This window comes from Leptolyngbya sp. PL-A3, assembly GCF_039962325.1.
Taxonomy (GTDB): domain Bacteria; phylum Cyanobacteriota; class Cyanobacteriia; order Elainellales; family Elainellaceae; genus Vacuolonema.
Genome location: NZ_JAMPLB010000111.1, coordinates 1 through 13,167 on the forward strand (window position 1 = coordinate 1; position 13,167 = coordinate 13,167).

General features: G+C 45.8%; 8 protein-coding genes and 2 pseudogenes. 3 read left to right on the top strand and 7 right to left on the bottom strand.

Going from position 1 to position 13,167, the window contains the following annotated elements; translation table 11 throughout:
- From NDI52_RS33275 to NDI52_RS33290, 4 genes and pseudogenes are all read right to left on the bottom strand, one after another.
- Positions 1-124, bottom strand: a pseudogene (locus tag NDI52_RS33275) (IS256 family transposase); the annotation flags it as partial.
- Positions 125-176: 52 nt separating this feature from the next.
- Positions 177-500, bottom strand: coding sequence for a GAF domain-containing protein (locus tag NDI52_RS33280; RefSeq protein WP_190770845.1), 324 nt, complete (start codon positions 498-500; stop codon positions 177-179).
- Positions 501-695: 195 nt separating this feature from the next.
- Positions 696-4,559: a GAF domain-containing protein gene (locus tag NDI52_RS33285; protein ID WP_190770846.1), complete on the bottom strand. Its 3,864-nt coding sequence runs from the start codon at positions 4,557-4,559 to the stop codon at positions 696-698.
- A gap of 1,021 nt (positions 4,560-5,580) precedes the next feature.
- Positions 5,581-6,405: a nucleotidyltransferase gene (locus NDI52_RS33290; protein ID WP_190789322.1), complete on the bottom strand. Its 825-nt coding sequence runs from the start codon at positions 6,403-6,405 to the stop codon at positions 5,581-5,583.
- A 258-nt stretch (positions 6,406-6,663) separates the two neighbouring features.
- Between NDI52_RS33290 and NDI52_RS33295 the strand changes: the two genes are divergently transcribed.
- A complete protein-coding gene (locus tag NDI52_RS33295; protein WP_190770848.1) occupies positions 6,664-7,425 on the top strand; it encodes a metallophosphoesterase in 762 nt (253 codons plus the stop codon).
- Between the two features lie 190 nt (positions 7,426-7,615).
- Here the strand turns inward: NDI52_RS33295 and NDI52_RS33300 are convergent, their stop codons facing one another.
- The 3 genes and pseudogenes from NDI52_RS33300 to NDI52_RS33310 form a co-directional block, all read right to left on the bottom strand.
- Positions 7,616-8,173 carry a PsbP-related protein gene (locus NDI52_RS33300; RefSeq protein WP_190770849.1) on the bottom strand — a complete coding sequence of 186 codons (558 nt, stop codon included), beginning with the start codon at positions 8,171-8,173 and terminating at the stop codon, positions 7,616-7,618.
- A 555-nt stretch (positions 8,174-8,728) separates the two neighbouring features.
- Positions 8,729-9,892: pseudogene (locus tag NDI52_RS33305) on the bottom strand (DUF4419 domain-containing protein).
- Between the two features lie 527 nt (positions 9,893-10,419).
- Positions 10,420-10,887: a MarR family transcriptional regulator gene (locus tag NDI52_RS33310; RefSeq protein ID WP_190770852.1), complete on the bottom strand. Its 468-nt coding sequence runs from the start codon at positions 10,885-10,887 to the stop codon at positions 10,420-10,422.
- Between the two features lie 318 nt (positions 10,888-11,205).
- Here NDI52_RS33310 and NDI52_RS33315 point away from each other — a divergent pair, with 318 nt between their 5' ends.
- Positions 11,206-12,057 carry an ATP-binding cassette domain-containing protein gene (locus tag NDI52_RS33315; protein WP_190770853.1) on the top strand — a complete coding sequence of 284 codons (852 nt, stop codon included), beginning with the start codon at positions 11,206-11,208 and terminating at the stop codon, positions 12,055-12,057.
- Positions 12,058-12,085: 28 nt separating this feature from the next.
- A complete protein-coding gene (locus NDI52_RS33320) occupies positions 12,086-12,865 on the top strand; it encodes an ABC transporter permease (RefSeq protein WP_347280030.1) in 780 nt (259 codons plus the stop codon).
- Positions 12,866-13,167 lie beyond the last annotated feature (302 nt).

Genomic DNA, 13,167 nt, shown 5'->3' on the forward strand with positions numbered 1-13,167 from the left:
GTCGTTTGCTCAGTTGTTTGAGTAACCCCGATTCGCCCAGAATATCCTCTGGCGTCTGACAGTCTGCCAACAGCTCATCGAGCATCTCATCCACGCGGTTAGTCTCTTTTTTCTTTCGTGCCATGATGCGGTCTCCTGAATTAAGGGGATTTTAGACCGCTTACACAAAATCCTGATCACTCTCCAACATCCACAATTACCCGTTGCTTCGCCTTAACAAACAACTCTCTCGCTTGTGGCGGAATGTCTTCTGCAGGGAAATGTAACCCTAACAGCGAGGGGAGTCGGTTGTGCTGGATCGCTTCTGCAACAACAGCACCGCTACCATCTGTATCAAATTGATAAACCTTAACGCGATCAACTTCTAAAAGAGCCTGAACCTCTGTAACAGTTGTTTCTAAAACATCTTGCAGGTTAAGAAACTGACCGATACGGATGCTGATTTGATTCAGTAAATACTCTTTACCAGTCGGTTGCCCCTTCATGTTTGGGTTAGTCATATCGCGATCGCCCACAAAAAACACTTTTGGTGGAATGCTTGAGGCTCTATACCCAGTTCAGTTTGCGTAAACAAACTGTCTAAAACAGCTATAGCTTCCCCTTTCAGTATTCACAACACGTGTTTTCCCTGAACATGTAAATACAGAAGTTTACATTTCTCGAAGTAGGCGGCACAGCCCTTTGAGGTTTATGGGCTACACCAGTGTTTGGTAAAGGGCTGATAGCAAGTCTTGCGTTGTGAACGGCTTTTGCAAAAACTGTTCAATGTGTAGTTCAACTAATTGATCAGAGGTATACAATCCACTAGTTGCAATAACTTTGAACTGCGCATCCATTACTTTTAAGGTGCGAATGGTATCCTCACCATCCATAGACGGCATCATCATATCAATTAGAGCAACCTGAATTTCATGCTGATGTCGAACATAGAGAGAAATAGCTTCTAAGCCATTACTTGCTGTCAGTACACGATATCCACTGTCTTCTAAGGTTGTTTTGGTGATCTCTCGAATTGCCTCTTCATCATCAACCACCAGTACAAGTTGACCAGACCCAAGCAGCAGATTTGTGTCTGGTGTTTTTAGGTGCTCGCCCTCCATTAAGGCAGGCAAATAGACCTTGAACTCTGTACCTACACCGGCTCGGCTGGAAACCAGCACAAATCCATTATGGCTCTTGGTAATACTCATGACTGTCGAAAGCCCTAGCCCCGTGCCCTTGCCCATTTCTTTTGTTGTAAAGAACGGGTCAAAAATACGATCAATGACATCCTCCGGAATGCCCATTCCCGTATCTGACACGGTGATCTCGACATAAGGCCCAACTTTGGCATCGATATGCAACTGAGTATCCCGTTCTTCAAGCTCTACATTTTGAGCGCTGATTTGTAAAGTACCTCCCCCCGGCATGGCATCACGAGCATTCACACAAAGATTCATGAGAATCTGGTGCAACTGGGTCGCATCTCCATAGATAAGACCAATATCCCGTGAAAGGTTCGTGGAGAAATTAATGGATTTGGGAAAGGTTTCTTCAGCGATTTCTCGAATTTCCCAGATGAGGTGCTTCACTTCTAACAGCGATCGCTCTCCTTCAATGCCACGGGCGAAGGATAATACCTGCTTCACCAGGTTGCCTCCACGTCGGGCGCTGTTTTCAACGATATCCAACCACTGTCGGCTTTTCAAATCATTGGGGTCACGCAGCTGCATTTCTAGTAGTGGTACAGACATCAGAATGGGCGATAGCACATTATTGAGATCATGGGCGATCCCTCCCGCTAGCGTACCAATGCTCTCCATCCGTTGAGCCCGGAGAAACTGGCGTTCTAGCTGTTTCTTTTGGGTAATGTCTGTATTAACCATCAAAATGGCATTTGCTTCTCCATCTGCGTCACGAACTAATGTCCAACGGCTTTCAACGATTACTTCCTGTTCTGCTTTTGTCCATTGATGTAATTCGCCCTGCCACATCCCCTGCCGCAGCACAGCCTGGTGAATCTCGTCTGTATGAATGGGTACTTCCCGGTATAGAAACTCAGTCGCTTTTTTACCGCAGACTTCTGAGGCTAGCCAGCCATAAAGCCGTTCTGCCCCTTTATTCCAAAAGATAATTTGATTATTGAGATCCCGGACCAGAATTGCATCAGTGGTGACATCCAGCAGGGCTGCCTGCTCTCGAACTTTTTGTTCAGCTCGCTTACGTTCAGCTAATTCAATCTGGGTTTGCTGGTAGAGTTCTGACTGGTGAATGGCGATCGCCACTTGCGTCGATAGCTGTTTTAACAGTTCAATTTCTAATGGCTGCCATTCTCGTGGTTGCTCACACTGATGAACAATCAGCAAGCCCCACAACGCTTCTCTGTAAAGAATGGGTACAACAAGCTTGGCTCGCACACCGAGATTTCGTAAGGTTTCTATCAAACAAGGAGCAAGGTCATCTTGTTCAATATCCGTAATGGCACGAACTTGTCCTTGCCGATAGAGTTCAAGCCACTTGGGTGGAAGAATGTCTTCTGACAGGACTTGATCTATCAGCGGCAAGTGCTCAGGGGCAACGGCCTCATTCGTAACACACCTCATCCCGACTGAGCTAACTCGATAGGTTAACACGCGGTCAGCCTGAAGCAACTGGCGAACCTCGGATACTGTTGTGTCTAGAATTTGGTGAAGATTGAGTGACTGACGAATGCGCTGAGCAATCGTGCTGACTAACCGCTCTCGTTCGGCCTGTTGCAGCAGGGCGGCTTCTGCCTGTTTGCGTTCTGTCACATCGACACCAATTCCCCAAGTGGCCCATCCCGGAATTGGAAACTGCTCAGAAATATTTGACCAGGCGATCGTTCGGATGCTTCCATCCTTACAGGTAATGTCCCATTCCCAGTTGCGATAGTTGTTCCCTTGTTCCACCCATTGAGCCATCATCTGTTCGCGATAAGCTGCGTCTGGATAGGCCAATTCCATCAACTTTGGATTTTTGATGACTTCATCAGCACTGTAACCTGTAACCCTCTCACATTCCCGGTTCCAAAAAACAATATTCCATTCATCATCCATTGCATCAAGCATGACCGGCATATTTTGCAGGATAAAGTGTAATCGCTCCTTACTCTCCCGCAATGACTCTTCAGCTTGCTTACGTGCCGTAATGTCATGGCGAATCGCGACAAACTGACAAGGCTTACCTTCAACATCAAAAGATGGAACAATCGTGGTGTCTACCCAATAGAAACTGCCGTCTTTCGCCCGGTTTTTAATCTCATCCCTCCACACCTCACCCTTGGAAATCGTGAACCACATCTGCTGAAAGAATTCTTTGGAATGATAACTGGAATTAATGAGACAGTGGCTCTGTCCAATCAATTCTTCCCGAGTATATTTCGAGATTTCACAGAATTTATCGTTAACGTAGGTAATAATTCCTTTTACATCAGTAACAGCTACAATTGCAGACTGATCTAGCGCAAACTTGACACCTGTTAAGTCTCGCAATGACTCTTTCAATGCTGATTCGATCTGTTTTCGTTGAATCAGATCCTGTTGTAATCTCTCCTGGGCTTGCTGACGTTCGATCGCAATTCCTGCGAGGCGACCTGCCATCCCAATCAATTCTTCTTCAAAAGCATTAGGGCTACGAGGTTCTCGATAGTACATGGCAAACGTACCGAGCACTTGACCCGTAGAAGAAAAAATAGGGGTAGACCAACAGGATCTCAATTCATAGGAAAGCGCCAAATCCCGGAACTGCTCCCAGCGGCTATCACTAGCAATATCTGAGGCAATCACCACTTCTCTTAAAAATGCGGCTCGACCACAGGTTCTACTGTTGGCCCCGATTTCTAAATCAGAGATACTTTGAAAATAGCCTTTTGGTAAATTAGGAGCCGTTCCGTGCCGTAAGTGGGTTCCTTGGGAGTTAAGCAATAAAATTGAGCCAATCATTCCAGCAGACTTACTCTCGATCGCCCCAATGAGCGTATTGAGCACATCCACGAGAGGAGCACCCGTTGCAATCATCTCTAGAATTCGATTTTGTTCCATTAGCAGAGATTCCACGCGCTGGCGCTCAGCCAAGTGACATCGTGACTCTAACAAATTGACCACCTGGCGGCTAAGAACTTGAAGGGTTGCTAATTGCTCAGCATTCAGCTGCCGAGGCACCCAGTCAATGACGCAAATTGTTCCTAGCCGGTAGTTGTCAGGAGTCACCAGAGGTATCCCAGCATAAAACCGGATATGTGGGGCACCTGTGACTAAGCAGTTACTCGAAAACCGTTCGTCTGCTGCCGCATCTTCTACAATGAAAGGCTTATCATCCAGAATTGCATGGGCGCAAAATGCTAAGTCTCGGCTTGTTTCTGAAACGGATAGTCCTATTTTGGACTTGAACCATTGCCGTTTCTGATCTACCAGACTAATCAGAGCAACTGGGGTAGCACAAATTTGTGCTGCTAGAGAGGCCAACTCATCAAATGCTTGTTCTACATCGGTATCAAGAATCTGGTACCGCTCCAATGCTTTCAATCGCAGAATCTCGTTATGAGGTAATAGGACAGGCATGATGAAATTCTCTGGCAGAGTGAATCCTTGTAGCGGCCTGATGCAGCACAATAGCAGGTGTATAACCAGCCGCAGAGGGTTAAAAGATGCAATGATTAATTTCTACTACCTTCGCTGTCGTTAGCTCCACTAGAAGGACCCTGTGGAGGATTGGTTCTCTAGTCTGCTTTTCTAGATCGCCTGAAGCTGTCTCAAGTTGGTAGCTTTACCTTTCACCCATCTATACCTTCAACATACCCCTTGGATGATTGCTGCATCACGTTCTAGTGGTATATGTCATTGATCGTAATAACTCAGCTGTATCACCCTTGCTGATTACTCCGTTGTTTCAAGCCCTTAACGGATCATGAGGGTAGTTTTATACGAGAGAGAAAATTGTTACGCACAGGCGACAGAAAATTGAATCTGTGAATCCACGGAAATTAATGAAAGAGTTTAGTCGTTGTGGCGGTACAGCAACGAATCGGAACAGACCGTGTGCATGGATGCTGTGGCGTGAGGAAAATCTGGAGCATGTCAGGACGGCTGCCTATATCCTTGTGTGAAGGAACGCGATCGCAATTCATACGTTGTCCATAATCTATTATGGATTAATTTTAGAGGGAAGGATGTGAGGATCTTGTGTGGCGGAAGTTTAATGCAGATCCTTGTTTAGCTAGCTGTTCGGCTTCCAACGGTATCCCCTTCTATTATTCTATACGCGGAGTAATAGGCTCAACTCAATTAAACACAAAACTCAAAATACTGTGCTGTCCGCTTCAGAGCAGCACCATAAGTAGCTCAGCCGAATTAAACTAAGATCCAAAAGGTTGGGTCAACCGCTTCATGACGGTATAACCTTTCGGTCTCCTATTTAATTGCAACCCCCTACTTATTTTGAGTTTTGTATTTAAGGTTATGGATTCACGGACCAACTGCAAAAGGTTAATTTCCCATGCATTAAAAGTATGGGAAATTAACCTTTGAAGTGAATAATCCCTGAAGTGCTGAATACAGAGAGGATGGATGAAAGGATGGAGGATTATACCTCACAAGTTTCACTGGTATCTTTCTCTTGCTGCAAGTGTTCAATCCACTCCACTACGTTTGCTTTCGTTAAATTTCCTCTTGGTTGTAGTCGCGCATCTTCGTAATTCCATTGCTCCACATCTGTTCGATATTGGAGGGGAGCAAGCAATGGACCCTGACAAAGTTTCTCGGATGTTCCGTTGTGGCTGCTTTCCTCTGCAATTTTCTGGCTTAGCTGTTGCATCACCCATGCTGGAATACGTGATCGCTCTCCTGGGTAGATAAACCCAAACAATACAAGATGGCTAAACAGAACTCGCCAGTGATCGCCAAACTGAGTGACTAATCTTGACCAGTCTATGCGATCGCCACAGGCCAGAATTAGATGAGCAATATCCGCTCCATCAAAGCGATCGCGTGCCATGACATACGCCTTTGACCAAATTATTTCTTCTGGCGCACAAATTTTTGCTGGAATGCCAAACACCTCATCGGAAACGGCATGCTCAAACCAGGCATCACTAACAGGAAGGCAACCGTGGGCAGAGTTAGAAATAATATCAACAAAATTTTCACCACAATAAGCTTTTGCTAGCCAATGTGATACAGCAATATCTGTCTGGTAACCTGCCTGAGCAAAGACATCTAGAATAGATTGCACATCACTGGGACGGGCAAAAATGTCTAAATCTTTTGTATGCCGGGAAATTCCTGTATAACACTCAAAAGCATAAGCACCACCAATGAGAAATGGCATCTGTGCTTGATTCAAAATATTCAGAGCTTGACAATAAAACTCACGAGTTTCCGGGGCGAGTTTGGGTTGAGAAAATACCATACTTAGTTTTTTGACGACTACTCTAACGATTTACTAGAACTTCAATAACTCTCTATGGTGGGCAATCGCTATCTATAATTCATCGGCCTAAAGAACGAATTTTAGCAATTTATCAAAAACTTTTAATGAATGGCTTGAGAATGAAGAACTTGTACCATCAATTGCTGTACAAACCATGGCCAAAATGTACCCAACGAGGCAGGGAAGCCATCTATTGGCGGCCCATGATGTTGATAGAGAAGATCAGGGAGAGGCAATATGTCAACTACGAAAGATGTCGTTCGTATTGCGGCCGTTGGCGACATTCATTGCACTACTACCTCACAGGGAGTATTACAGCCTCTATTTGCTAAAGCTAATGAGCAGGCCGACGTATTACTGCTCTGCGGTGATTTGACTGACTATGGACTAGCAGAAGAGGTACACGTCCTAATTAACGAATTAGCGACGACAACCATTCCAACTCTGGCCGTTTTGGGCAACCATGACTATGAATCGGGTCGGCCAGAAGAAGTACGGCAAATTTTGGCAGAAGCGGGAATCAAGCCGCTGGATGGGGAGGCATGTGAGGTTGCTGGAATCGGCTTTGCTGGCGTGAAAGGCTTTGCTGGAGGGTTTGGTTCCCGAATGCTACAACCTTGGGGTGAAGAACTTGTTAAACAATTTGTGCATGAAGCCGCAGAAGAAGCTCTCAAGCTTGAGTCTGCCTTAGCGAAGTTGGACACGGAGCAAAAGGTTGCGGTGTTGCACTATTCTCCCATTCAAGAGACGGTTGAGGGAGAACCCTGTGATATCGTGCCATTTTTAGGCTCTAGTCGTTTAGAAGATCCCTTAAATCGCTTTTCGGTTGCGGCTGCATTACATGGCCATGCTCACCATGGGTATATAGAGGGACGAACCAGCCAAAACATTCCAGTCTATAACGTTGCTATGCCATTGTTAAAGAAGCATTTTCCTGAGCAGCCTCCATTTCGCTTACTAGAAATTCCTTTACTCAAGACTCAGGAAAAAGTTGGTTAAAGCCAAGTTGAACATTTTGTCTGCGAAGGCATTATCAATATATTGAATTAATGTCTGCGTTGTTAGAGATCCTGGCATAAGGAGATTTCCAGTAATAAAATTACCTCCGTGATGTGGATGCTTGCCCGCTTAGTGGGCAAGCATCCACATCACGGGTAAATTCTTATGCAGAAATCTCCTAAGAAGTGCATTATTTTAGAAACTCAAATGAGTTGTGAACTTGAAGAATAGCGGCTTCTGCGGCCTGGTTTTGGACGTTATAAAAGCTACTCAAATATGCTGTTTCCCGATCGCTCACGGGGATGTAGGTTATAACTATATTTCTAAACGTTTCACCGCCATCTTGCCAAACACGTACGGCTTCTCTTTCGTTGACGACCACTGTTTCCATCCGGCGGGATACAGGGGTTTCTCCAAATTCTGAGGGCATCCTTTCCCCAGATTCACGACCGCGAAGTGACTCTTCCATGGGAAAGGGCTGAATACCAATATCGGTCTTGATCATGTAGGGCGGAGCGTATCCACCACCGGGGATGAGGGGTTGATTAAAAATGATGAGAAAATCGGTACTCTGTTGGGTAATCATCCAATGGTCGGGATACGTGATAGAGAAGCGCTGCGTGCTGACCTGAGCTTTTGTCGTTGTTAAAAGATTCGCAGGGGCGCTAACTTGAGTTGTTGGCCCCATAGGGAGTGATAGAGGACGGGGGATGAGAAGGGCGATCGCCACGATAATTTCTGGATACATCAGTCACTCTCGGAAGTAAAAGAACTGTATGAGTTGCTTATTGGCAGTCTTGAACGAAGTTAATTCTTTGTGCGCTAAGTGCACGAAAAATTAACTTCGTTCAACCCGTCTTTTAGGTCAACGACGTAATCTGAGGGGAAACATACTCAGAGACAGAACTATTGAGATTTAACCCTCCTCCATTCTGTATAAATCCTACTAGATCAGTCGAGTTTCCCGTAACCCGATAGATCCAGTACCTTGAACTGCACCACCCGCCTCAGGTACGTTGATGGATTGATTGGCTATTGCCGGATATCTCTCCTTTACCAGCTTGGCAGACAAAATTTTTTTCTAAACCTCAAATTTTTGTGGTAGGCATGGTAAGGCAGCACCAATTTGAGAAGAATAGAATGATTGCCATATAAAGCTCTCAGGCATCTCGCAAGCATTCATTTTGTATCTATTTTCTATACCTGTTCTGTTATTTAGTATTCCTACTTCTTCTCTTATTTTCCCGGATGGCTGATAACATTTTTCTGGAGCCAGGGTGATAAAAGAGAAATAAATCTCAAGCTATGGAGTAGTTGCTTCACGGACTGCCCATCCAATTTCAGGGCGCAAGAAAAGAGTAGTTCGATCTTGTTTGACACCGGCAAATCCACCAAGGAACTCCATTTTGTAAGAAGATGTTAAGTACCACCAACGGGAGCATTGCCAGAGAAAGGGAGCTTTTGCCAAACTACCTGGAAACTCGTTGGTTGTTATTCCCAAAAAATATTCCTCAGGATCATCAAGGTATAAAAGCTTTTGTAGTCTTTCTCCACCTTCAGTTAGCCAATAATTTCGTCGGCTAATCTTGCCGGTTTGTTGATCCTTCAAATACGGAAAGAAGGCGGTAATCCAGCCTGTTATACGAGCTCCTCCACTCATTCAAGTCCTCTTATATATTACTTGCCAAAAATTTTGATCTGGATTACCTTGTGCGGCTCTAATAAATTGTTCCAAAATTGGAATCAGTGGGTCAACCCACCAGTGCAGGTTAAACTGAGCGAGTTTTTCTGTTCGTTGCCGTAACTCTTGCCAGTCTGCAACAGTACCTTCAAGTTTTATTTTAGGAATTCCACAGCTCGTATCCAACTCATAGTCGAAATAGGACTGTACTGCATCCAATAAAACAATTTCTGATACTGCTCTCTCAACTAAACCAGTTGTTGAAAAAGTGGGAATGAGTAATTCATGAGTTTCGTCTCCAATGTGTTGTCGAATTGCTTCTGAAAATTCTTTAAAGACTTCGCTCCAAGGATTTTTTGGCGATCCCTTGACGAAACCATTCTGCTGAATTTTGATCTTGACCTTGCCCTGATGTTTGACAAATTGGTGTCTGAGTTGTTCCGTGTTGTTATTGATGTGGTTTGCTAATCCCTGACTTATTAGCAGCCAAATCATATCCGGTGATAAGCACAAGGGACGATGATCACTAAAAGCTATATGAACTGCTTCAACAAATGGATGAAATAGAACATTGTCGACCAATTGGCCGTGATACTGGGAGCAAGATTCAATCGTTCGCTTCGGTAACTTAATGGAATTTGCTTGGTCGCCCCACCCCTGTGGCGTGGGCTTTCTAAGTAATGCTTCAACAGCTTCATAGTATGGAACTTCTGGCAGAGGTTTGTCAGCTTGTGCTACCCCTGAAACTTCAAACACTGTTGATGTCCCAGCCTGGCTATTCTCCATTGGCAACAATTCTTTACTCACTGAAGGCTCAGATTCTTCCGTCAAGTGTGCCCTTCCAGTTGCTTAGATATAGAACTTGTATAATTTAGCCAAATTCAATCTACAGCCGCAACTGGGTATCGCTAATTCGGTATACACGATGCGCAAAAGATTGAACGCAAGTATTTGAACTTACCAACTCGAATGAAACGATCAACACGCAGGACGATATTTTCTAGAGAATCTGCGATCTACTAAAGTTCAGTAGATTGCAAATGTGTTTTAGGACCCAGAGGAGAAGGGCGCAAAGTGCCCCTCTCCTCTGGGTCCTTCTACTGCTTAAATGCCAAGCATTTATCACAGATTGGCCTGCCACATTCAAGAACAGCAACACGGCCCCTTCTGTTGAAACCGCTGCAGGTGGTCGGGCTGAAGCCTTCAGTAGCTTGGATCAACCGGTCAAGATTAGCTATTTACCCAGGCATTGCATAAAGAGGATGATATTATTCTCTTTATGCAATGCCGTTTCTCTTGCTTTGGTATCGGTGTCAGTTTTTGTCACTGGGCTCCTCAAACAGGTTTCCTAAAATCTTTAATCCTTTTGATACACTGGCGAGTTCCTCGGATGTCAGCCCACCCATCAACTCAGAGATTTTGAGCCGGGTCATATTCCGCATTTGATCTAACTGTTTTTGTCCCGTACCTGTGAGCTTGAGCATCACCTGTCTCCGCTCCTGGGGATCTTCGGCCCGATCGACCAGCCCCCGCTTCACTAAGCGATCGGTCATGGCGGATGCAGTAGCTCGTGTCACGCCCAGGTGCTCGGCCACCTCCGATAACGAAGAAGCCGGATGGCGGCTGAGAAATCGTAGCAGTCGAAACTGGGGGACTGAGAGGGACGGCTCTCGTTGGCTACGCATTTCAGTGCGGATGAACTGCATGATGGGATGGATGGTTTCCATGAGTTCAGCTGCACAGTTCTCAGGAGTAATTGGACTGGGGGATGGGGAAGCCATAAACGCAGGACGACAGGTAAGCCAGAGGGATGGAAATTGACATTGAACCTAAAGAAGTATTCCACCTTTCTAAAAGTATGGCAAAGTATTAGTTAGCTTGGCTAACTATCTGCTTGGCAACTTAAGCAGAACATTATTGGCTGGTTCAGATTGAATAGGCTGGCAGTAGCTCCTATGAGGCGCTCTGCTCAGTGGAAAGTCTGCTTGTGCTCGTTCAGCCTGTTCTCAAAATCGTGAGATCGCTTCAAACGTGTTTGGAGAAGTCCAGGGCAGTAGCTATACAACCGGAACTGCCGTGATAAAGCTAGAAAATTTACTATGACTACACCATCCCGGTGCAATGGCACCCCAGAAATATCTCTTGCAACTACACCCACAATGTTGCAAACGTACGACTTAACCCGTACCTTTGATAAATTTACGGCTGTCAACGGTCTCAATCTCTCTGTTCAGGCAGGAGAAGTTTTTGGGTTATTAGGCCCTAATGGAGCGGGTAAAAGTACTGTCATTAAAATGCTTACAACCCTGCTGCCGCCCAGCGCTGGACGGGCCAGTATTGCTGGATTTGATATCGCTCGGCAGGCAAGCCAGGTGCGTCGCCTGATTGGGTATGTGCCACAGGCGCTTTCGGCGGATGGCACACTATCCGGCTACGAAAACCTACTCATCTTTGCAAAACTGTACGACCTTCCACGGCGATCGCGCGATGCCCGTATTCGAGAAGCTCTTCATTTTATGGGATTGCAGGATGTGGCGAGTCGGCTGGTCCGTACCTACTCAGGTGGGATGGTTCGTCGCCTGGAAATTGCTCAATCGTTTTTGCACCAACCACCCGTTTTATTTCTGGACGAACCAACGGTCGGGTTGGACCCACGGGCGCGGGAAGCGGTGTGGCAGCTGGTGGAGCAATTGCGCGTGAATTACGGGACAACGGTTTTCCTGACGACCCATTTCATGGAGGAAGCGGATAATTTGTGTCATCGAGTTGCCATCATGCATCAAGGCAACGTGATTACAGTGGATACGCCAGAACGGCTGAAAGCCTCACTTCATCAGCCTAATGCCACCCTGGATGATGTCTTTATTCACTACACAGGCGACCAACTAGAATTGGGAGGAAACTACCGTGACATTGCAAGAGTCCGACGCACAATTCAGCGGTTGGGATAGACCTACACCCGCGCAATTTAGAGGAGGGGTGGGGGCGATCGCCAACGTCATTCAGAAAACCCTCGTCGTCGCAGAACTGGAAGTTCGGAAACTGCGCCATGACCCAACAGATCTGTTGCTACGGGCCGTGCAGCCTGCCTTATGGCTATTAATTTTTGGTCAGGTGTTTACGCGAGTGCGAGCTATTCCGACTGGTAATCTCCGCTATCTGGATTTTCTAGCCCCTGGAATTTTGGCTCAGAGTGTACTCTTCGTCGCTATCTTCAGTGCGATGACGATTATCTGGGAACGGGATTTAGGAATTGTGCACAAGTTTTTAGCCAGTCCTGCTCCCCGAACTTCTCTGGTTCTAGGAAAAGCGCTTTCAGCCGGAATTCGTAGTCTGGTGCAGGTAATTATCGTTTATCTGATCACCTGGTTATTAGGCGTCAATTTAAACTTCAATCCTCTAGCACTGCTGGGTGTTGCGTTGGTCGTACTCATAGGTGCGGCCTGTTTTTCTCTGTTTTCGCTGATGGTGGCCTGTCTGGTTAAGACACGGGAACGGTTTATGGGTATTGGTCAATTAATGACGATGCCTCTCTTCTTTGCCAGCAATGCTATTTACCCGATCGCTCTCATGCCGCACTGGTTACAGGTGTTATCTCACTTTAATCCTCTCACCTATCAAGTTGATGCATTGCGAGGCATCATGGTCGTGGGCGGCACCAGCCTCTATAGCTTTCCGCTCAATATAGCTGTTTTGCTTTTCACGGCAACGGTTTTAACTCTTATTTGTGCTCGGTTGTATCCACGCCTTGCCATGTAAGCAGATCATTATCATCATCGTTGCCTGTGAGATGGCGTCACATTTTATGGACAACGATGACTGACAGAATGTCTCTCCTTGTAACGGAGACGAACTCCACTTCGCATCGAAACGGGATGTTTTCTGCTGGAACGCTCGCACAGTATGCATTTCAATAAAAAACATACTGCTACCTATAGGCGGATTCTATATAGAACCCATTTGACATCTTTACAATCTCAAATTAAGGTACTGAAATCCCTTGAACCAAGGTACCATGCCATATTCCAGCAGCCTCACTGATGAAGAATGGAACATCCTCG

Excerpts from the sequence above, each read along its gene's own strand:
- NDI52_RS33280 (WP_190770845.1), bottom strand. The coding sequence starts at position 500 with ATGACTAACCCAAACATGAAGGGGCAACCGACTGGTAAAGAGTATTTA.
- NDI52_RS33285 (WP_190770846.1), bottom strand. The coding sequence starts at position 4,559 with ATGCCTGTCCTATTACCTCATAACGAGATTCTGCGATTGAAAGCATTG.
- NDI52_RS33290 (WP_190789322.1), bottom strand. The coding sequence starts at position 6,405 with ATGGTATTTTCTCAACCCAAACTCGCCCCGGAAACTCGTGAGTTTTAT.
- NDI52_RS33295 (WP_190770848.1), top strand. The coding sequence starts at position 6,664 with ATGTCAACTACGAAAGATGTCGTTCGTATTGCGGCCGTTGGCGACATT.
- NDI52_RS33300 (WP_190770849.1), bottom strand. The coding sequence starts at position 8,173 with ATGTATCCAGAAATTATCGTGGCGATCGCCCTTCTCATCCCCCGTCCT.
- NDI52_RS33310 (WP_190770852.1), bottom strand. The coding sequence starts at position 10,887 with ATGGCTTCCCCATCCCCCAGTCCAATTACTCCTGAGAACTGTGCAGCT.
- NDI52_RS33315 (WP_190770853.1), top strand. The coding sequence starts at position 11,206 with ATGACTACACCATCCCGGTGCAATGGCACCCCAGAAATATCTCTTGCA.